Genomic DNA, 22,022 nt, shown 5'->3' on the forward strand with positions numbered 1-22,022 from the left:
CCGGAAGGCGGCACAGATGTGCCGCGAAAGGATTGCAAAGGGGAAATGAGCGTATATGGAAAAGCCGACAAGCGTTCTAGATGACCCGGAAGTCTATTGGAGCGTGATCGAGCCGTCCAGCGCGTCGGGCAATTGCAGTGACTCCAGTCGGACTCACACAGGTGATTGTACTTCCTTGCTTGGAGCCGCGGCGATACGTGCTGGATTGTTGACGTTATCGGCCCGGTCAGAGCGAAAAATCCGGCCCGCACCGGTGCAAAGGACAGGTCACCTGCGCGAGTTCTATGCTGCGGACCCATTTACCTTCGCCGAACAGTGTGCGTGAGCTGTCTTCTTGGAGCCGCCAAGTATCATTGCAAAGGCGAGAGACGACAACCTGATAGATTGCGCGCCCACCTGCGATTGTTCATCGCCCTGCATTGCCCCGCATGTTTCGCTGTCAGACATTGCGTGATGCAGGCACGACAGATGCGAATTGGGCTGCGGCCAAGCTGCAAGGAGTCATTGTCACGAGACATTCGTGGACTGTTCTTTCCGTAATCCGGCGTCGACTTATGGGATGTTTGGGTTGAATTAGTAAAATCGAAAGTGTTGATGGGATGCATCCAGTTCGTTGATAGCGCCGCGAGCAGTCTCACCGCCTTCCGGAGCCGGTTGACGGGTGTTTCCCACAGTCTGGGTTCAGAGCACAAGGGATGTCGGGCAGGGTTGCTGCTCCATTGATCAGTGACGATGATTGACAAAGCAAAAGTCGCATGGCTGCGCGGTTGCGAATATGGGGCCCAAGAAGTTCTGCAGTAGTCCCAGACCGAATAGAGAGGCATGCAATGTCGGCCCCGACTATCCGCCAGCCGCGGTTACCCGTAGTACCCGGCAATGGCCTATGTGGTGGGTCCTAATTGCTCCATGCCGTCCCGCTCTCTCTTCCCTGCGTGGATTCGAGCTTGCGCGATATGATCAGTACAGGAGAATGCGTCAATGGCGGTCCGGCTATCAGTGTGATCGAAGTAGCGAACGCGCCTCCGGCTGAGCATTGCGTGACTATAAGTTCGTTAGCTTTGCGTTCCTCGTCCTGAACCGTCGATCACTTGGCGGCAGAAGGGTCATGCCTTCAAATTCGCCGGAACTGCAATCGCTTCTGGGATCGCGTGCTGCCTGACGGATCAGGACAACTGGGCTGCTATTTGTCAATCATTGGACGTAGCACCTCCGTCAGTTCGACGTTGGCTAGCTCTGCGAGCGACGCAGCGAGCGCGAAAAACGCTCCGAAAGCAGCAAGTATAAAAGAGCTGGCGAGTATCGCTGCGATAACGTTCTGGGGAGGTCTCATCATTCGTGATACTTTGCCTTTGCGGGCGCCGGCGGTACGTACCAATCAGTAGTTCTTAACATGCTCAACACGGCCGTCGCGCCAGCGGTAAACCAAAAATCCAGAAGTCGAATTGTCTCCCTTTTTGTCGAACCGGACCGGGCCAATCACGGTATCGATCGGCCATGAACGAAGTGCGCTGGCGACCCGCTTAGCGTGGAAGGAGCCGCTCCAGTTCACCGCCTCTGCCCAGGCTTGCACAGCTGCATATGCGAATAGCGCGTAGCCTTCAGCGGACAGGCTGGAAGCTTTGAGTCCGGCGACCGCGCCGGCCACGTTGGCATTCCCGGTGGGATTGGGCATGAAGGTAAACAATGTTTCATTCCCGGCGCTACCGGTAATGGCCCAGTATTCAGAGGTCATTAGCGGATCGTTTGCCATGACTACGAAGTCGGCTTTTGCTTCTGCTGCTTGGCGTACAAACAATCCGATTTCGGTATGATAGCCGCCGATATAGGCGACGCGCACTCGTTCCTTTTTCATTCTTGAGACCAACGCTCTGAAGTCCCGTTCTCCTGCAATGTAGCTTTGCCGACTGACTTTTCGTCCGAATCGATGAAGCTGGGCTTCAACCATGTCGGCAATGCCCTTGCCAGCAGTGCTTTTGTCGTCGAGCACCGCGATATTCTCGTTGGGATGGTTCACGTGTATGTACTTCGCGGCAACGCTTCCCTGTTGGTCGTCGCGGCCGCAGATCCGAAAGACAGTCTCAAGGCCGCGCTCTGTTAGCTGAGGAGTTGACGAGCCTGGTGACACCTGAACGATGCCTGCTTCGGCGTAGATGTCCGAGGCCGGTATCGACGAAGAGGAACAAAAATGGCCAACCACCAACAGGACTCGCTCTGTCGCGAGCTTATTCGCGACTGCGACAGCTTGCCTTGGGTCGCAGGCGTCGTCAGCGACAATCAATACAACCTTGGCGTTATCGGGAAGTAGGCCCGAAGCGTTCAAGGCCTCGACCGCCGCCGCTGCACCATCGCGCATTTGCGCGCCGAACGCGGCGCTGCTTCCGGTCATTGGTCCAGCCACGGCGATCTTTACCTCAGAGCCGCGCGCGGCCGGGGCGGCAAGAGCGCAAAAGAGAATCGCTGCACTTGCAACAGAAGCGCGCCGCCTATTTGCCATTGTGGAGCTTCCAATAAGTGAACCGTAAGCAAATATGATCAGGACATTCCTGCAGATCGAGGTCGCTCTAGGCCAAACGTGCGCTGGCTCGACGAGCTCCCAATTATGCGCGAGCCTACAATTTGACGTTACGTGCGGATCAAGCACCTTTGGGGAGAACGATGGGTGCGTCAGAGGCGAGGATAGGGGCGGGCCATGACCATCTGTCCGCTTGAGCTCATAAAGCTCTGCCCGCATCTGAGAGCGGCCGATCAACCTAGCGTTTATCGGCACCCTCAACCTACGTGTGGTACCGGCCATGAATGGTCAGTACGGCTGATCCTCCAACCCGCCAAGAGCCAGATCGAGATATTGCATCAGGCACGGATCCCAGCCAGCCAGAGCGCGGGGGGCGCTTAATCGTGCAAGTACCTTCAGGATCATCGAAACGCGTGAATCGGCCCCCGCGATTTCGCTGATCAGCAAGCGCGCTGCAACCGCGACAGCCTTTGCACGTTCACCGCAAGGGTGATCGCCGCGATCCATGCAATCGCGAAGGTCGTCGCGGATCCGCCGCCACCGGTCCTCGCGCTCCGCAGCTAAATTGCAGATGCATCGGGACGTTTGACCACGCGTTTCGACTCGCGACATGGCATTCAGAGTGGCAGGCAGCTCATCCACACTTACTTGCACCTCGCCCTCGATTGTCATGGTTCGCAAACGATCGCGCAACAGAGTTGCTCGAGCGACTTGAAGTTCTATGCGCTCTAAATGTTTGCGCAGTAGGTCCGTGAGGGAGGTCGTGCCCTCCATGGCTTTCCGGATCTCGACAAGTGAGAAGCCAAGCTCACGCAGCGCGCGAATCTGCTGAACCCGCTGCACGCTCTCACGGTCATACATCCGGTGGCCGCCGTCAGTACGCTCTGTGGCTGCTAGGAGTCCTGTGTGCTCATAATGGTGCAGCGTGCGAACCGTTACACCGGTCGCCTCTGCAAGTTCGCCAATGCGCCATCGACGCCGTCTGGGTGTAGGTCTGTTCATGTTGTTCAATTTTGAAGCCTACAACCTGACGTCACGTATGATTCAAGCTGCTTTCTAAGCGTCAGCCTGAATCGCCTTCTATTCTCCAGCGCGAGAGTGGTGACTATCCTTAGAATGGCGGCGGATCAACCCTGAGGGGAAAGGGTGATCAACAAGTTCGCTAGGCATGCCAGTTGAGTCTCGCCCGCCACTGTACGCTCCAGGATGAGCTTGGCGATTGCCGTGCGGTTTTCTGGACTCCGCATCGATGGGGGTAGCGCGTCGACGGCGCCATCATAAACTCGTCCAAGGGCAGAAAGCTCTTCTGGATCGAACACGCCGCTGGATAGCTTCAACCTTCAGCTCCTTGTTTGAATTGGGTCCTGGTCCAGGGCAGCGCACGTCGTCAAGACGTTTGGCCGCGGTGGGGCCAAAAGAAGTCATACCTGCGGCGCAGAGCGATGGAGATGCGGTGTACTGTAGAGTGATGCCATAGGGCCACACGCGAGCGCGGATGTTTGGCTTCGTCTGTGTTATCGACGACCTCTATGCTCACGATGCATTGTGTTGCGACTCCAAGGAAGTCGATCACCTCCATTTATCGGGAGAAACTACTAACTCAGAGAGTTGACGACAGGAGCCCTGTGCCGGTCCCGCCTTCTGGAGAGAGCGCTTGGCGCGCGCGGTTGCAACGTAGCGCCTGGCCTAAGCGTGAACGTGCTGCTCCGTCCCTATCTCTAAAGCAAGGCCAACACTCTGCGGTTTGTGCATCGCGCCTAACGCCAATGCGCGAGAGATATAAAGTAGCTCTCATAATCGCGCGCCCGAAGCGTCCTTGTCCCGCGACAAAGGAGCCAGGCAGATGGTGGGTGTTGAGACAAGTGTTGGAACGTGAGGTTCGTAGACCTCACGAGCGTCCTTACGGCAACGGCGAAACGGATTGTACGAAGTTTCCGGCACTGCCCGATCCTCCCGGAGTGCTGGTGACGGTGTGCTCTTGTGCAGTCGCCATGCGCGTGGCCTCCTGGAGCAATATCTCCCGTATCCAGAGGCTTTCCGGGTCATTGTTGTGAAGTGCGGGCCATTGGACCGCTTCAGTGAAGACGGGGAATGGATCCGGAAGCTCGACAATCTGAAGAGGCATCATCTTTTGGAAATGCCTCACGAGCCCTAATGGCATCGTGCCTATGCGGTTCGTCCCAACAAGGAGGGGCGGAATCATGCTGAAGCTCTGGACGAGAATGTCGATGCGCCGAGCGGGGCCGAGATCGATCAGAAATGATTGCTCAAATGGCGTCTGGGGGACTCCGTGCTTAACTGCAACGTGACTCATCGACATATATCGATCGAATGTAAGCCGGCGTTGCAATTCCCTGTTCATGCAGCAGCCTACGCAGACGAGTCTCTCCTCGAATAGGGCAGCTCTGGGGTGCGCGCTGGACATAAGAAAATCTGGCAGGATAACAAAATCGAGTTCGCCGCGGCGAAGGAGCTCCTCGTGCCCATCGGTCGGCGCCGCCAGTTCGAAGCTGACGGTGGGGGCTTCTCGCGTGACGCGCTCAACGACGTTTTTTAAGAATACAATTGTTATGAAATCAGAAAGGGCGATCCTGAATCGTCGGCTCGATCGGGCTGGATCGAACATGTCGCGCGCCACAATTGAGAGTTCAATGTGCACCAGAGCCTGGCGTACAGGAGCCGCGAGCGCTTCCGCGCGCGAGGTCAAAACGAGTTCGCGCCCCCTCATTCCAAACAGTTCATCACCGAAGTATGAGCGCAACCGGGCAACGGCTGCGCTCATGGCCGGCTGACTGAGATTAATCTTGCGTGCCGCTGAGGTGAGACTGCGCTCACTTATCAGAGCATCCAGCGCGACGAGAAGATTTAGATCCAGACCTTTGAAACGCATCTCTTCCTATCCGGCACAGACGTCCTTGCTGCGCAAAACGTGCGGTTGCGGCCGCCTGAGGCAATCGTCTTGGCTCGCCCAAACGGAGATTGGCTCAAGCCTGCCATCGCGAAGAGAAGCTCGCGAAATGACCACAAGAATGGACAGCCGCGGTAAGCCGACCGGCAGGGGCAGGAAAGCGTCAGGAGCCTCCAAGCTGATTGGTCTCGCCGGTTCCAGCCGATCACGGAGCTGGGCCCGTTCAGCTCGCCGATAGCAGTCATCCCAGGGTCCGCGAGCGTCGTGAGGTCCCCAAAGCGCTCCGTCGACGGCTGCGTCGTGCAGCGCTAGTCGTGACGGTCAACGTACAACCTGACGCAATGTGCGATTCAAGCCATTTTATTGGCCAAGCGAAGGAGTTGTAATGGAGGCGTGTTCTGTCCGCGATAGTGCGAGGGGCAGCTCTGAATGCAGCGCAAGGCCATCAAACCACACCTGGGAAGTCATCACGCTTACAACTGAAAAAGTCTTCGCAATGGATCGCTGCATTGTGAGGTCGTGGCAGTGTCTCCCCAGGAGACGCGGGTGCGAGGAAAGGGACCGAACACGTCGAAAGAGCCTGTAACGTGATTGGGATATTCGGAGCGGCAGCTTGCGCTAAGCCTAACAGCGCCTGCGAGTTGGAGGCTTTTGCTCACCAGATGCCATGTTGGATGCCTCCTCGAGCAATATCCTCCGCATCCAAATGCTCGCGGGGTCGGTATTGTGGAACGAGGGCCACTGCACGGCCTCTGTGAATATGGGTAGGGGGAGAGGCGGTTCGATGATCCGCAGTGGCATCCGCTTTTCGAAGTGTCTGGCCAGCCGTAAGGGCATCGTGCCAATACGGCTCGTGTCCAACAATATGGGCGGAATCAGGCTAAAGCCCTGCACGACGACCTCAATTCGTCTCCTCAGACCGTGCTCAAGCAAAAACCATTCTTCGAGGTTCGGTCTCAGTGCCCGTCCGAACTTGGCAGTAACGTGCCCCATAGAGATGTATTTCTCGAACGTAAGCTGTCGGGATAGCTGCTTGTTCGTGCGGCATCCCACACACACGAGGGTCTCGTCGAACAGCGTCGCCTTAGGGTGCGAACTCGACATGAACAGTTCCGGCAGAATGAGAAAGTCGACCTCGCCCCGACGAAGCAGCTCATCGGGTTCATCGGAAAAGGGCAGCAATTCGAACCGCACGGCGGGAGCTTCTTGTGCCATGCGGTCCACAATTCTGCGGAAGTAAACGATCGTCATGAAATCTGAAAGAATGACCCTGAAGCGTCGACTCGACTGAGTCGGGTCGAACGCGTCGCGCGATATGATTGAGAGTTGGATGTGCAGCAGGGCCTCGCGAACTGGACCTGCAAGCGCCTCTGCGCCAGGTGTCGGGACGAGCTCGCGACCTCTCATAGTAAATAGTTCATCGCGGAAATAGGCGCGGAGCCGCGCGATCGCAGCGCTCATAGCGGGCTGGCTCAGGTTAATTTTGCGAGCCGCCGCTGTGAGGTTGCGTTCCGTCATCACGGCATCGAGCGCAACGAGAAGATTTAGATCAAGTCCCTTGAACCGCATGTTGTGAGTCTATCCATAGTGTGGATGTGTTCTATCGAAACAATCGATTTTACCAAATAGCGGGATGTTGGATAGCAAACTGAAGTTTGAAAAACGAACCAGGCACACCACAATGGTTTATGGTCGTTCAGGTGAGCTCAGAGAAAAGCTCCTGTACGTGCGAGCGCACCGCCGCGTCCATTTCATGGGCGTCTACAGGCGCGGCGTGCGAGTCGTGCTGCGTCTCCGTGCGATGTGCGCTCGTTTGAGCGCCGAGCGGGACCCGATAAACCTTCGTATGGGGCTGTCATCCATTCCCATATTCGAGGTTTACCCGCGTACACTTGAGAGCGCTTTCAGTATCAATCTAGTGTCAGGGCATAGCGGCAGGCGCAGATTGCGGATGCCAAGCATTTCAGGCGCCATTCCAAACGGCTCGCCTGTCCAGCCTATTTGGGGTCTGTTTAAGATGTATAGGAGCCAGTGTGATCTGATGCCGCTCGGATGCGTCATCGATGACGAATCGCGCGTCGGTGGCTTGCCCGCAACCGTCAATTCGCCGGACGGCGATGCAACGGAGGGCGCAAGCGCTCCCTGGTGCAGACCGGTTCTGGCTAGTCCAATTGCCTCAACGGGGTCTTCCGCACGGGCATGGCACATCAGCAGGATGACGAGCGCGAACCAAGCGATAGCTATTCGCGAGCGGAGGCGAAGGGCGCGGGTGCAGGCCTGCGGTGCGGAGCTCCGACAAAGTACAGCGGGGCATTTCAGTATTGATCGGCAGCCCTGCAGGTAGAGATCACGTGACCGCCTCCCGTTCAATTCATCAGGCGCAAGGATGCTCGCCATGAACATTGCCGTATCCCCGACTGCGGAACGTGCGTCTGCGCGCGCTCAAGTGCAGTGGAGCCTTCGTTGGGAGAGCGAGCTGCGGCTCGCCGATCATGCCGAGCTCGCGGAGTTCTTCCGCAAGAGTTATGGGCCCACAGGTGCGTACAATGCGCAGCCCTTTGAGGGAAGCCGAAGCTGGGCCGGCGCAAGACCGGAGCTTCGTGCAATTGGTTACGACGCGCGCGGGGTAGCGGCTCACATCGGGCTGCTACGTCGCTTCATCAAAGTTAGTGAAGTCGATCTCCTTGTGGCGGAGCTGGGGTTGTATGCGGTGCGCCCGGATCTCGAGGGGCTCGGAATAAGCCACGCAATGCGCGTGATGTATCCCGTACTGCAGGAGCTTGGTGTTCCATTCGGCTTTGGCACGGTTCGGTCGGCGCTTGAGAAACATATGAAGCGACTGGTCGAAAGGCAGGGACTCGCCACCCTGATGCATGGCATTCGCGTCCGTTCCACACAGCCGGATGTCTATCCCAATTTATCGCCGACCCGCCTCGAGGACGCGATAGTTGTAGTGTTTCCGCTGGGACGCTCGATAAGCGACTGGCCGGCCGGGACTGTCATCGATCGGAACGGGCCTGAGTTGTGACAGAGCGCTTCACCCCATCCACTGTCCGCTGCGACTACGCTGATGTGAGTGGAAGTCGAGCTGTCTATCTGACCTTTGATGACGGGCCGAACCCATTTTGCACGCCAGAGGTGCTCGATGTGCTGGCGCAACATCGGGTTCCCGCGACATTCTTCGTCATCGGCACGTACGCGATCGAGCATCCGGACCTCATCCGACGAGTGATTGCGGAAGGTCATGAGGTTGCGAACCATACGATGACCCATCCTGATCTATCCAGATGCGGACCTGCGGAGCTACAGGATGAAGTGCTGACCGCGAGCGAGGCGATCCGTCTGGCGTGCCCGAAGGCCTCGCCCAGGCTTATGCGAGCGCCTTACGGCATATGGACGCAACAGGTGCTCGCAATGACGGCGAGCGCTGGTCTCACGGCTCTGCACTGGTCGGTCGACCCGAGAGATTGGTCCCGCCCTGGAGTTGATACAATTGTGAATTCGGTGCTGGCGAACGTTCGGCCGGGTGCAATTGTGCTCCTGCACGACGGGTATCCTCCCGATGAGGAGAGACTGTGCACCGATGAAACGCTGCGCGATCAGACCGCCACGGCCCTCGCATATCTGATCCCGGCACTACAACGGCGCGGGTTTGCAATCCGTCCACTTCCTCAACTTCACTGAACAAGAACTGACACCCAATGGACCTGCTCGCGACAACCAGTGCTGCCGCTGTTTCAAGTTATGCGGTACTCTCGACTATCTATAAAAGCGTGCAAGCGCTTTATGCCCGGCCGGCGATCAACTCCTCATTACAGGACAGCTTGGCAAAAGCGGAGGTGGTCCTTCCCACCGTGGACGTCATCGTGCCATGCTTCAACGAGGATCCAAACACGCTCGCCGAGTGCCTGGAGTCGATTTGCAGTCAAGACTACGCCGGAAAGATACAAGTCTATGTGGTCGATGACGGATCTGCAAACCGCGACGTGGTCGCGCCTGTACACCAGACATATGCCAACGATCCGAGATTCAGTATCATCTTGCTGGCAAACAACGTCGGAAAGCGCAAAGCGCAGATCGCTGCGATACGCAGCTCATCCGGTGATCTGGTTCTCAACGTCGACTCCGACACGATACTTGCTGCCGACGTCGTCACGAAGCTTGTATTGAAGATGAGTGACCCGGAAATCGGTGCGGCGATGGGTCAACTGATAGCAAGTAATCGTAACCAGACCTGGTTGACCAGGCTGATCGATATGGAATATTGGCTCGCGTGCAACGAAGAGCGCGCGGCACAGGCGCGCTTCGGTGCCGTCATGTGTTGTTGCGGCCCTTGTGCCATGTATCGGCGTTCCGCGCTGACCTTGCTTCTCGATCAATACGAAGCGCAGTTCTTCCGTGGGAAGCCGAGTGATTTCGGCGAGGACCGCCATCTAACGATACTTATGCTCAAGGCGGGGTTTCGAACCGAATACGTCCCAGACGCGATAGCAGCCACAGTCGTCCCGCACAGTCTTGGGCCATATCTGCGTCAGCAGCTTCGTTGGGCGCGCAGTACCTTTCGAGATACGTTTCTTGCATTGCGCCTGCTCCCAGGCCTCGATGGCTATTTGACGCTAGATGTTATCGGGCAAAATCTCGGCCCATTTCTGCTGGCCATTTCAACACTTGCTGCACTTGCACAGCTCCTGATCGGTGGCTCTATACCCTGGTGGACGGGATTGACGATTGCTGCAATGACTATGGTCCGGTGCAGTGTGGCAGCGCTTCGCGCTCGCGATTTGCGGTTTATCGGCTTCTCGCTCCACACACCGATCAATATCTTTCTTTTGCTACCATTGAAGGCCTATGCGCTTTGTACATTGAGCAATAGCGATTGGCTATCGCGAAAAGTGACCAATGTGTCGGGCGAAGAGGAGAAACAGCGTGTCATCCTGCGCTGGAACGCTGGACGAAGTGCGGCTGGTGTAGGGGTGGGGCCTAATCCCGTTCATAAGGCGGGGTTAGCACACCGCCCATCGAGCCTGGCCGCCACGGAGAGTGTTTCCGGTCGCGATCGCTCGACTGCCTACGAATAAGTGGTCGGCTCATGACTCCGGACGCAAACCATCAGCTATTAGAGCAAGAGTTGGCTGCCGACGACCCATGGCGCCTTGACAGTAGCTCGTTCGAGCAGGAGCGATACGCGCAAATGCTCCGGATGTCATGCGGCAGCGGAGTTACTGCGTCTGCCCTCGAAGTAGGATGCGCAGCGGGTGCATTCACGGAGCTGCTAGCGCCGCTATGCGAGCGACTTACCGTGGTCGATGTCATGCCGCAGGCAATCGAGCGAGCGCGATTGCGGACGAGTAAGTGGTCACATATTACTTGGGTTACCTGCGGCATTCAGCGGTTCTCGACCACTGAGCAGTTCGATTTAATTGTCGTGGCCGAGGTCCTTTACTACCTCAAAGACGTGGGCGAGATGCATGCGGCTATCCGCAACCTGGTGAGTATGCTTGCGCCAAGTGGCACTCTGATTCTCGGGTCCGCGCGTGATGAGCTATGTCAACGCTGGGGGCATGCTGCTGGTGCTGAAACTGTGATCGCTCTCTTTAGCGAGAGCCTATCGGAGGTCGAGCGTCGGCACTGCTGCACCGGGGTAGCGAACGAAGACAGCTTGATCGTCCGGTTTCGGAGGCCAGGCGCCTCGTCAGAACAATGTAACGTCGGTCAATAGGCCAGGAGGACGTATGCGCATCTGCGGAATAAAGCTGACACATGACGGAGCAATCGCTGTCGTCGAAGACGGTCGGCTTCTTTTTTGTGTCGAGCAAGAGAAGCGCGGCAACGGTCCACGGTATCAATCCATCGACAATCTCGATGCAGTCGTGCTCGCCCTGGCGGAGCATGGCCTGGATCCACGGGATATCGATCAGTTCGTCATTGACGGCTGGGACGGGGAGAATGAATCGCAATTCCAGCTCCCAAGCGGAGCTGTGCCGGTCGCGCTAAAAGGCGCGCCCTATGTCGAGCGTCATGCTGAGGGCCTCCTTGATCCCGTCGACGGCCTTGGCCTCCTGCTCGGCGGCAAGCAGTTTCCATATAAGAGCTACCCGCATGTCACGGGCCATGTCGCGTCAGCATATAGCACCAGCCCCTTTGCAGCCGCGGGAAAACCCTCGTTCTGTCTGGTGTGGGATGGCTGTATCTTTCCGCGTCTTTACTATGTCGAACCGCTCGGCGCTCGGTTCATTGGGTCGCTGTTTCCGATGATTGGCCACGCCTATGCTGCCGCGGGCCTTCACTTCGGGCCATACCGGCAGCCGACCCGCTCCAGTTGGGATCTGGGTATCGCCGGTAAGCTGATGGCCTACATCGCGCTTGGCTCCGTCGATGAAAGCATCGTGGAAGTGTTTCAGGAGCTTTACGAAACGCGCTTGGCGGCCGACACGGAGCAGGCTCGCCGCTATCGCGAAGACGTCAACAATGCGGAATCGTCTCTTGCAGCTATGCACGAGTTCTTCGAGGCAAGCGCATTGCGCCTGGCGAACAAGCGAGCGGAGGACGTCCTCGCCTCGTTCCATGTGTTTCTGGAACGTCTTCTTGTTAAGGAGATCGCGCTGCTTCTGCTGAGATATTCGTCGCTTCCTGGGGCGCGAAATCTATGTGTTGCCGGAGGTTGCGGTCTCAATATCAAATGGAACAGCGCGCTTCGCGCGACGGGATTGTTCGATGATGTCTGGGTGCCGCCGTTTCCGAATGACAGCGGCTCGGCAATCGGCGCGGCGTGCGGTGCTATGGCAGCGCAGAATGGCTTCGGTCCTTTGGAATGGTCAGTTTACAGTGGTCCTGCCCTCCAGAAGAGCGAGGTTCCGCCGGACTGGGAGGCCGCTCCTTGCAGTTTGAGTGAACTTGCGTCGCTTCTTGCCGACAACAAGCCCGTCATCTTTCTTTCCGGCTGTGCCGAGCTTGGGCCGCGGGCGTTGGGCGGTAGAAGCATTCTTGCAGCCCCAACGAGCCCGGCAATGAAGGATCATCTCAACGACATCAAACGTCGCGAGCACTTCCGACCGGTGGCGCCGATTTGTTTGGAGGATCGGGCACCGGAGATCTTCAGCCCGGGCACGCCAGATCCTTACATGCTGTTCGATCACCAGACCCGGGCGAATTGGCGCGCCAAGGTCCCCGCGGTGGTCCATCTTGACGGCTCGGCGCGGCTGCAGACAATTTCCCGCAACTCTCCTCACGTGATTGCCGCGCTTCTCGTCGAATTCGAGCAACTCACGGGTATTCCGCTGCTCTGCAACACGAGCGCCAACCTCCACGGACGGGGATTCTTTCCGGACGCTGCGGCAGCTTGCCAATGGGGGCGTGTCGAGCATGTTTGGTGCGAGGGCATGCTCTGGAGCAAGACGGTCGTCAAGAAGCCATCGTCCACGGAACGACTTCTGTCAGCCTAAGATGAACATGTCCACTGTGGCGATCGACCTTGCCGGTGTAAAAAAGTCATTTGGCGACAAGCTTATCGTCAACGACCTGTCGTTCTCGGTCGCGCGCGGAGAGTGTTTCGGACTGCTAGGGCCGAATGGAGCTGGCAAGAGTACGATTGCGCGCATGCTCCTCGGCATGATTTCGCCCGACGGAGGCAAGATTACAGTCCTCGATGAGCCTGTGCCTTCCCGCGCTCGTGCGGCGCGTACGCGCGTCGGGGTGGTGCCGCAGTTCGACAACCTCGAGCTCGAGTTCACAGTGCGAGAGAATCTGCTTGTGTTTGGCCGCTATTTTGGCATGAGCGCTCGCAGGATCGAGGCGGTTGCGCCCTCGCTGCTTGAGTTTGCGCGTCTTGAAAGCAAAGCGGACGTGCGTGTCTCCGAGTTGTCCGGTGGCATGAGGCGGCGGCTGACGCTGGCGCGTGCCCTGATTAATGATCCACATTTGCTCGTGATGGATGAGCCGACCACTGGGTTGGATCCGCATGCACGCCACCTGATTTGGGAGCGCCTGCGGGCCCTTCTAGCGCGTGGCAAGACGATCCTCTTGACCACTCACTTCATGGAAGAGGCCGAGCGCCTGTGCGATCGCTTATGCGTGCTTGAAAGTGGATGCAAAATCGCAGAAGGAAAACCAGACGCCTTGATCGACGAGCATATCGGCTGCAACGTGATCGAGATCTATGGCGGTGATCCCAATCAACTCAGAGAGCTGATCAGACCTTATGCGCGGCATATCGAAGTGAGTGGAGAGACGCTTCTTTGTTACGCGCGATATCCGGAGCAGGTCCGCGTGCACCTGCGCGGGCAAGCAAACCTTCGCGTACTGCAGCGCCCTCCGAATCTCGAAGACGTGTTCTTGCGGTTGACCGGGCGCGAGATGGAGAAATGAGCGATGGATGATGGTTATGCGTCGGTGATGCCGGCTAACGCGTACAACTGGATCGCGGTATGGCGACGAAATTTCCTGGCATGGAGGAAAGTCGCGCTTGCATCGCTTCTCGGCAATCTCGCAGACCCCATAACTAATCTGTTGGGCCTTGGCTTTGGCCTCGGACTCATCGTGGGACGGGTTGAGGGGACTTCGTACATTGCCTTTTTGGCGGCCGGTATGATCGCAGTCACTGCGATGACATCCGCGACCTTTGAAACCCTATATGCGGCCTTTGCTAGGATGGGTGTCAAGCGCACCTGGGAGGGAATTCTGTTCACACAGCTCACGCTCGGCGATATCGTTCTAGGTGAGTTGGTGTGGGCGGCCAGCAAGTCCGTGCTAGCGGGGACAGCAATCGGGATTGTCGCTGCAGCGCTGGGTTATGCATCCTGGACGTCCATTCTTTGTGCGTTACCAACAGTCGCCCTTACGGGTCTTGTCTTCGCCAGCCTGGCAATGGTCGTCATATCTCTTGCGCCAACTTACGATTACTTCGTGTTTTACCAGTCGCTCGTCCTTACGCCCATGGTGTTTCTCTGTGGCGCGATCTTTCCGACGAGCCAACTGCCTGACTCATTTCAGCACTTTGCGGGCTTGTTGCCGCTCGCACATTCGGTCGACCTTATTCGTCCAATGATGCTTGAGCGCGGAGCGGACAGTGCCGCCCTGCACGTAGGTGCGCTCTGTGTTTACGCGGTCTTGCCCTTTTTCGCGTCGACAGCGCTATTTCGGCGCCGCCTGCTGCGCTGACGTGAGTTGAGGGAAACGGAGAAAGTGCAATCGATGCGGCGTCATGATGCGCTCTGCGGTAGCGCGGGAGTGACCTGGTCTGTTGCAGCAGCTTCTGAAATGACCTTAAGAGGCCGCGATCCAACCAGCTCTACGGCCGCCTGTTCGGTCGATCGGTGTCGGATGCCGACACCCCCATTTCTGCGCGGCCTGTCGCTAGGCCCGCCGAGACGGAGCTTGCAAAGTCGTGTTGTGCTGTCTGGCCTGCGCAGCGGGGGAGCATGAGTGTACAGGTTAGTTCGGTGGGACGGACGTTGGCGTCCCCATCAAAACGAGTGGAGAACGGGATGTTGTGCCTGGGACTGAGTGGCGGCCTTGACAGAATCTATGAAAGCTCTCCGGAGCTGCCGAATACATTTCTCCACGATGGCGCTGCAGTCCTTGTGCAGGATGGGCGCGTAATTGCTGCTGTCGAAGAGGAGCGCCTCAACCGCGTCAAGCACTCCAACAAGTTCCCCAGCAATTCGATCCGATACTGCCTTTCTACCGCAGGAGTCGAACTGGGCGAGATCGACCGTATCGCGTTCTACGCGACTGAAGCCTATTGCAAAACCATGCTCGAGCGTCTTTCTGTCTCTCAACCCGTTACGTTGGACGCAAAACTGTTGCTGCGGCAGCTGCTGGCACGGGAGTTCGGGGCCGAGCTCGATTTGTCCCGGCTTTCCTTCGTGAATCACCACGAAGCGCATGCCGTGAGCGCGTTTGCCATGTCCGGATTCGAGCAAAGTCTCGTCTTTGCGATCGACGGCGGCGGCGATTTTCTCTCAGGCTTATTGGCGGTAGGGTCTGGCACCGAAATTGCACAACTTGTAAGTTTCCCGGAGCATAATTCCCTAGGGCTATTCTATCTCGAGACGATTCGATATCTCGGTTACGGGATGTTCGACGAGTACAAAGTGATGGGGCTTGCACCGTATGGTGATCCCAATCGCTATCGCGAGCTCTTCGCACAGTTCTACGAGTTGTTGGACAGCGGTGACTATCGCGTTCACCTGGATCGAATCGGACCGGCCCTGGTCCGCAACATTCAGGTTCGGCGCAAGGGACAGCCATTCACCCAACAGCATCGAGATGTCAGCGCGTCGCTGCAGGAAGCGCTGGAGCGGATCGTGTTTCACACTCTGCGGCACCATCGCGAAGCGACGGGCATGACACGCTTGTGCCTAGCTGGCGGGGTGGCCCATAATTGCACGCTGAACGGAAGGCTGCTCTATTCGGGTCTATTTGACGACATCTTTGTTCAACCCGCGGCGCACGACGCTGGTTGCGCACTCGGCGCTGCATTGATGGTGTCAAACAAGTTAGGCAGGCCAGCGCCGCGCGAGCGACTGCCGGACGTTTATTGGGGGCCCGATCTCGGGAACGAGCAAGCCATAGAGCATGAGCTCAACGCATGGTCAGGCCACCTCGACATTCAACGAAGTGATGACATTGCATCCAGTGCGGCAGACTGGATGGCAAATGGCGCTGTAATCGGCTGGGTTCAGGGCCGCTCTGAGTTTGGCCCACGTGCGCTTGGTAACCGCAGCATTCTCGCGGACCCGCGGCCTGCGGAAAACAAGGACCGCATTAACGCGATGGTCAAGAAGCGCGAGGGCTATCGCCCCTTTGCGCCATCTGTACTGGAGGAGGATGCGAGCGAGTTCTTTGAGCTCCCGAACGGTACGCGGCAGCTCCCGTTCATGAACTTCGTGGTTCGTGTGCGTGAAGCCAAATGCAGCGTCCTCGGTGCGATCACGCACGTCGATGGGACCGCTCGGCTCCAGACCGTATCGCGTGAGACAAACCCCACCTATTGGGATGTAATTAATGCGTTCAAGAAGCGAACCGGCGTTCCGATTCTTCTGAATACCTCATTTAACAACAACGCCGAGCCGATTGTGCAGTCCGTGTCAGATGCGATCACCGCGTTCTTAACGACTGACCTGGATGGACTTGTTGTTGGCCCGTTCCTCGTCAGGAAGCGGCTAGCATCACTGCAGGATTGGAGTGCGCTGGGCGTGTCATTGCCGCCGTATGCATCCCTTCATCGTGTTCGCTCCTACACAGCGCCAGATCGACAGGAAACGGTTTGCGAGATACGCACGGGACATTCTAGTATGCGTATCTCAACTGAGCTTTTCGAGATCTTGATGCGGATCGAAGGCGAGGCGTCACTCGGGTGGCTTTTCGACGCAGCCATGCTGGACCAGGCCAAGCGTGAAGACCTTGTGAAGGAATTGCGGCTCGTATGGGAGCTGCGGGGCGTTCGCCTTCATCCGCTGCGCGGGGCTTCGGGCCACAATAAAGTGCAAAGCGGAGCATAGCCGTAAGTCATGAGCATGGCCACGCCTATGCCTGCATGTGAGCGGGCCGGTCCATCCGACGCGCAGAGGGCATTGGGCACCGGACTTCCGGCCGGTCGATGCAACACCGCTGAAGAAAGGACAGAAAGTGTTGAGAGAACGCGGCCATCACGGATAGCCCTGCTATGAAGTTCTACCGACGCAGCTCGCCGGCACCGCGATTTCAGACCGTGACGCCGGGCAAAAAGATACCGGAGATGTCTTTATCGATGTCTCTTGTCCAACCAGGAGCGCGCGAAAAGGCAATCGAGATGGGTAGCGATTCGATGAATGATCGGTTTGTAGTATCCCGACGACGTACGGGGTTGGGCGACTGTCTGTGGTCACTGGCAGCAGCTTGGCGCTTTGCAAAGCAGACGGGGCGGACGCTAGCCATCGATTGGCGGGGGTCTTGCTATCTTGATGAACCATTCACCAATGCCTTTCCGGTCTTCTTCGAACCGGTTGACGACATTGCCGGCGTGCGGGTGATTTGCGACGACGACATCAATAAGCGCTCGTTTCCGGGACCATACTTTCCGGCATGGTGGAATAAGCCATCTCTCGATTGCGTCTATCGTCCGGACGAGCAGATCTTCCGGGAACGCGACCAACTCGATCAACTGTTCCAAAGTCAGAGGGATAGCGACGCTAACACGGTGGTGTGTGATGCCTGCCTGATGTGGCGCTGCGATCAAGAGGCGGAGCGAGAGATATTTCGGAGTATCAAGCCGCGAGCTGCAATTCAGGCGCGGATTGATGCTATCTACCGCGAGCACTTTGAGCCGTACAGCGTGATCGGCATTCATGTCCGGCATGGTAACGGTGAGGACATTATGGGGCATGCGCCCTACTGGGCGGACGCGGAGCGCGCCTTTCGACAGGTCTGTAATGCCGTTGACAAGGCGAGGGCGTTACCACATGCGAAGCCTGTGAGGGCGTTCCTGTGCACAGACAGCGCGCTCATCCTTGAGAAGGTTTCGGCAAAATTTCCTGATGTTTTTGCGATTCCAAAGCAGTTCCAGGCGCCTCACGCCGGCCCGTTGCACAACGCCGGTCTTGGAGCCGAGGGTGGCTTTTCTGCCCTCACTGAGATGTATCTTCTTGCGCGCTGCGACACGGTGATCCGTTTCCCCCCAACGAGCGCCTTCACGCGCTATGCGCGTCTCTTTTCTCCACGCGTTATAGAATTCGATTTGAACGATCCGAGCAGGTTGATCTTGGTCGAAGACAGCTCGCAAGAGCTGGTGGTTTGACGAAAGTTGTAAGCCGCTTGATCAACGTGATTGCCGCTCCTTGCATCCAAGAGTGCTGCCAGTTCTTGTATGCGCGGCAATCGTCTGCCCAGTGTGATGCTGTTGGCGCGAACTCACAGCGAAGAACAAAACGAAGCCAAGGCCCAGTGCCGTCGATCAAGCCGTGACGGCGATAACAACGGCCCTAGAGTGCTGCGCAGCGTAAGCAGACGGAACAGGTCGTCCTCATCCTTTGGGCCAGCCAGAAATCGGAGCTAATCAGTGCTCTAGCGTGGATAAACGTATCCGTACGCCAGCGATATCCCAGTTCTGCTCAGAGCGACAAATCAAGATCGACGATTGACGAATCTGACGTGCGAGGCTGGTACGTCAGTTTTGGAGTTAGTGCGGCAAAATGACTATGGTCGCTCCCGAGCGATCTTTAGCTTCGGCGAGGCGTCGACCAGCCGCAGGTTCATTCGGTTGCGCGATCAAGAAAGCGAACGCGGTCCGTACCCCTGTGATGAAGCAGGCAAGTGTGCTAGAGAGCTTACGTAGCTGATTTGCCATCGTGGTTGTCACAAAGCACACCCACGACTGTCTGAAATCCGTCAAGTGTACGGCGTGCGCGACGTTAGGACGCAAAACGGAAGGGGTTTACCTGCACCGCAGTGGCGCAAATCCTGCTACGCGTGCGCCGGCGTAACAGTAGAGGAGGCGGGCTTGGGTCTCGATCTGCCGAATGACAATCTGATTAGAGAGCCGCTGGCCGAAACACATTTTGGTTGCCTCGTTCACGCCGATAAAGCGCGCGATGATCGTAGAGAACAGAAGGCGATGTTGCTCACCGGGGCATCACGCGGAATTGGTCACGCCACTGCCAAGCTGTTCTCGGAGGCGGGCTGGCGCGTGATTTCTTGCGCGCGCCAACCTTTCGACAGCGAGCGATGCCCCTGGGAGGTAGGGAATGACGATCATTTCCAGATCGATCTCAGCAATCATCGAATGCTGCCGCGTGCGATCACCGAGGTCAAGAAGCGCTTGGCCGGTGCGCCCTTGCACGCGCTGGTGAATAATGCCGGTGTCTCGCCGAAAACGGCCACTGGCGATCGGATGACGTCGTTGACCACGTCCGCCGAGACCTGGATGGGGGTGTTTCATCTTAATCTAGTGGCTCCGATCCTGCTGGCGCAGGGTCTGTTTGACGAGCTAAGAGCCGCGTCTGGATCAATCGTAAATGTGACTTCAATCGCAGGCTCACGGGTGCACCCATTCGCCGGTAGCGCCTATGCGACGTCGAAAGCGGCGCTTGCGAGCCTCACACGCGAACTGGCCTATGATTATGCGCCGCATGGCATTCGCGTGAATGCGATCGCGCCCGGCGAAATCAAGACCGACATGCTGTCGCCAGACACGGAAGCTCGTCTCGTGCCAAGCATCCCGCTGCGCAGAGTGGGGACCCCGGATGAAGTGGCCAAGGTTATCTTCTTCCTGTGCTCGGATGCGGCGAGTTATGTCACGGGAGCCGAGGTGCCGATCAATGGCGGGCAGCATTTGTAAAGCCGCCGCTCAGGCGGCCCAGCTGACTTGTCCTGTAGCGGCACGCATGTTCTCGGCTGACGACGCGCACACGATCCGCAAAAAGTGAAACGAGGGCACATTGCAAGTGTGGTGTCGTGCCATAATCAGGTGTCACGGTTCTATGTCATCTCGTCAACACTTGAGGCTGGATCGAGAGTGACATGCAAAACGAAGCTCGCCAATCCCAACATGGCAACAGGGAGGATATTCAAGACAACGGAGAGAGGCTCATGCTGCATATCCCATCCTCGGAACGACCTGCCTCGCAACCGGAGCCGGAGCGTAATCCCTCGGGGCAGCCGTCGTATGAGAGCGCGCTGGCCGGCATCTTCGAAATATCGAAAATAGTCAGCGCTCCTGGTCGGCTCGAAGTCACGTTGGCCAAGGTCCTTGGCCTCCTGCAATCGTTTGTGCAGATGCGACACGGCATCGTCTCACTATTAGACGATGACGGCATCCCAGAAATTACAGTTGGCTCCGGCTGGAGCGAAGGCAGCGACGAACGTTACCGCACGTGCCTGCCGCAGAAAGCAATCGCCCAGATCGTGGCGACAGACAGGCCTCTTGTTGTCGAGAGCGTAGCCGACGAGCCGGCCTTCAGCGCTGCGGACCGAGAGCTTCTCGGCGCCTCCGACAGCATGCCCGTATCGTTCATTGGGGTTCCTATTCGTATTGATCCGAGGGTGGTTGGTACGCTGACGGTAGACCGTATCAAGGACGATAGTTCCAGTCTTCAGCTTGAGCACGATGCGCGGCTGCTCGTTATGGTCGCCAATTTGGTGGGGCAAACAGTGAAGCTACATCGCTTGTTGGCCTGCGATCGCGAACGATTGTTAGTGGACAAAGACCAGCCACAGAAGATCGTTGAGCTTGGGATGGCCGCTCGCGAGCGCAAGAAGCTTCACGCCCACGGGATCATTGGCGACAGCGCCGCGCTGAGCGGGCTGCTCGAGAAGATTGCGGTTGTAGCCAAATCGAACAGCACGGTTCTGCTACGTGGCGAATCCGGCACCGGCAAGGAGCTCGTAGCCAAGGCCATTCACGAGTCCTCGTCCCGCGCTAAACGACCGTTCGTTAAACTGAATTGCGCGGCGCTGCCTGAGACGGTCCTGGAATCGGAATTGTTTGGCCATGAGAAAGGTGCCTTTACCGGTGCGGTAAGCTCGCGCAAGGGGCGGTTCGAGCTTGCTGACAAAGGGACGCTATTTTTAGATGAGATCGGAGAGATCTCAGCTCCGTTCCAAGCGAAGTTGCTGCGAGTTCTGCAAGAGCAGGAGTTCGAGCGCGTCGGCAGCAATCACACGATTAAGGTCGATGTTCGAGTCATAGCTGCGACCAACAAGAACCTTGAAGAGGCCGTGGCAAGGAGCGAGTTCCGCGCGGACCTCTACTATCGTATTAGCGTAGTTCCATTGTTATTGCCGCCGCTGCGCGAAAGACGCAGTGATATTCCGCTGCTAGCCCGAGAGTTCCTCAGAAAGTTCAACAGCGAGAACGGCCGTACGCTCACCCTGGAGGCCAGTGCGATTGATGTACTGATGAACTGCGGGTTCCCGGGAAATATTCGCGAACTCGAAAACTGCATCGAGCGAACAGCGACGCTGTGTACCGGGCCGTCGATTGTGAGAAGTGACTTTGCATGCTGCCAAGGCCAGTGCCTTTCCATGATGCTCTGGAAAAGCACATCGGACGACAAGTCCGACCTGGCGGTACCCATGCGACCCTTGCATGCAAAGTCCATCACTCCGCTAGCTCAAACGACGTCGCCACCGCTGTCTGTTTGCGAACCGGCCCCACTGGCACCTGCCGGCACAGTTCTCGTTGGTGGTGCGAGCATGACCGATCGCGAGCGGGTCATTGCGGCCATGGAGAAATCTGGCTGGGTGCAGGCCAAGGCAGCGCGCCTACTCGGACTAACCCCGCGCCAAATTGGCTATGCGCTGCGGAAATATGGAGTTGAGATAAAGCGGTTCTGAACGACCACATCCGCCGGAGCCGCTAATGCCAAACAGATACGTGAAGAATGATCCCGAAGAGGCAATCTACGCAATCGCAAGAGAAGCGGCCGGCCTGCGGCAACGACGTGGCGCGCAACATGGATTTGAACGCCATGAGTTACAGAGCCTCACCTGCTGGCCATGCCATCGCGAAACGTCCGTAGCTCGAACAGGGAACAAGCTATCGTCCCTATTCTACGGACGAGTGAGCGACGGTCCTTAACCTTCGATCAACCAAATGTCAGCAGAGGTTGTGCGGCATTTATCCTG

The 22,022-nt window shown here is 57.5% G+C and carries 15 protein-coding genes; 11 read left to right on the forward strand and 4 right to left on the reverse strand.

The genetic code is table 11. The annotated features are described in order from the left end of the window. Positions 1 to 1,375: 1,375 nt before the first annotated feature. The 4 genes from ACNJYD_RS10345 to nodD1 form a co-directional block, all read right to left on the reverse strand. Positions 1,376 to 2,494, reverse strand: a complete 1,119-nt coding sequence (locus ACNJYD_RS10345) for a branched-chain amino acid ABC transporter substrate-binding protein (RefSeq protein ID WP_439366243.1) — start codon at positions 2,492 to 2,494, stop codon at positions 1,376 to 1,378. Between the two features lie 306 nt (positions 2,495 to 2,800). Next, positions 2,801 to 3,514, reverse strand: a complete 714-nt coding sequence (locus ACNJYD_RS10350; protein ID WP_439367452.1) for a MerR family transcriptional regulator — start codon at positions 3,512 to 3,514, stop codon at positions 2,801 to 2,803. Positions 3,515 to 4,412: 898 nt separating this feature from the next. Next, complete coding sequence (gene nodD2, locus ACNJYD_RS10355) at positions 4,413 to 5,402, reverse strand: transcriptional regulator NodD2 (protein ID WP_439366244.1); 990 nt, start codon at positions 5,400 to 5,402, stop codon at positions 4,413 to 4,415. 642 nt (positions 5,403 to 6,044) lie between these two features. After that, a complete protein-coding gene (gene nodD1 / locus ACNJYD_RS10360; RefSeq protein WP_439366245.1) occupies positions 6,045 to 6,989 on the reverse strand; it encodes a transcriptional regulator NodD1 in 945 nt (314 codons plus the stop codon). A gap of 826 nt (positions 6,990 to 7,815) precedes the next feature. On the opposite strand from nodD1, the gene ACNJYD_RS10365 reads away from it, so the two are divergent. From ACNJYD_RS10365 to nifA, 11 genes are all read left to right on the forward strand, one after another. Then, positions 7,816 to 8,448 carry a NodA family N-acyltransferase gene (locus ACNJYD_RS10365; protein WP_439366246.1) on the forward strand — a complete coding sequence of 211 codons (633 nt, stop codon included), beginning with the start codon at positions 7,816 to 7,818 and terminating at the stop codon, positions 8,446 to 8,448. After that, on the forward strand, positions 8,445 to 9,104 hold the full coding sequence (gene nodB / locus ACNJYD_RS10370; protein WP_439366247.1) for a chitooligosaccharide deacetylase NodB: 660 nt from the start codon (positions 8,445 to 8,447) through the stop codon (positions 9,102 to 9,104). Before ACNJYD_RS10365 ends, nodB begins: the two co-directional genes overlap by 4 nt. Before the next feature lie 17 nt (positions 9,105 to 9,121). Further along, positions 9,122 to 10,498 (forward strand): chitooligosaccharide synthase NodC, encoded by a 1,377-nt coding sequence (nodC, locus tag ACNJYD_RS10375; RefSeq protein ID WP_439366248.1) that lies wholly within the window; start codon positions 9,122 to 9,124, stop codon positions 10,496 to 10,498. An 11-nt stretch (positions 10,499 to 10,509) separates the two neighbouring features. After that, positions 10,510 to 11,139, forward strand: coding sequence for a nodulation methyltransferase NodS (gene nodS, locus ACNJYD_RS10380; RefSeq protein ID WP_439366249.1), 630 nt, complete (start codon positions 10,510 to 10,512; stop codon positions 11,137 to 11,139). A gap of 13 nt (positions 11,140 to 11,152) precedes the next feature. After that, on the forward strand, positions 11,153 to 12,862 hold the full coding sequence (gene nodU, locus ACNJYD_RS10385; protein WP_439366250.1) for a nodulation protein NodU: 1,710 nt from the start codon (positions 11,153 to 11,155) through the stop codon (positions 12,860 to 12,862). A gap of 1 nt (position 12,863) precedes the next feature. Continuing rightward, complete coding sequence (gene nodI / locus ACNJYD_RS10390) at positions 12,864 to 13,784, forward strand: nodulation factor ABC transporter ATP-binding protein NodI (protein ID WP_439366251.1); 921 nt, start codon at positions 12,864 to 12,866, stop codon at positions 13,782 to 13,784. A 3-nt stretch (positions 13,785 to 13,787) separates the two neighbouring features. Beyond that, positions 13,788 to 14,576 (forward strand): ABC transporter permease, encoded by a 789-nt coding sequence (locus ACNJYD_RS10395; protein ID WP_439366252.1) that lies wholly within the window; start codon positions 13,788 to 13,790, stop codon positions 14,574 to 14,576. A gap of 326 nt (positions 14,577 to 14,902) precedes the next feature. Further along, the gene (locus tag ACNJYD_RS10400; protein ID WP_439366253.1) at positions 14,903 to 16,921 is read left to right on the forward strand and encodes a carbamoyltransferase family protein; all 2,019 of its coding nucleotides are present in this window, start codon (positions 14,903 to 14,905) and stop codon (positions 16,919 to 16,921) included. 164 nt (positions 16,922 to 17,085) lie between these two features. After that, the gene (locus ACNJYD_RS10405) at positions 17,086 to 18,195 is read left to right on the forward strand and encodes a nodulation protein NodZ (protein WP_439366254.1); all 1,110 of its coding nucleotides are present in this window, start codon (positions 17,086 to 17,088) and stop codon (positions 18,193 to 18,195) included. 702 nt (positions 18,196 to 18,897) lie between these two features. After that, the gene (locus ACNJYD_RS10410; protein WP_439366255.1) at positions 18,898 to 19,734 is read left to right on the forward strand and encodes an SDR family NAD(P)-dependent oxidoreductase; all 837 of its coding nucleotides are present in this window, start codon (positions 18,898 to 18,900) and stop codon (positions 19,732 to 19,734) included. 182 nt (positions 19,735 to 19,916) lie between these two features. After that, positions 19,917 to 21,731, forward strand: a complete 1,815-nt coding sequence (nifA, locus tag ACNJYD_RS10415; RefSeq protein ID WP_439366256.1) for a nif-specific transcriptional activator NifA — start codon at positions 19,917 to 19,919, stop codon at positions 21,729 to 21,731. Positions 21,732 to 22,022: the final 291 nt, after the last annotated feature.

It is taken from the genome of Bradyrhizobium sp. SPXBL-02 (assembly GCF_051853065.1).
In the GTDB taxonomy this organism is placed as follows: domain Bacteria; phylum Pseudomonadota; class Alphaproteobacteria; order Rhizobiales; family Xanthobacteraceae; genus Bradyrhizobium.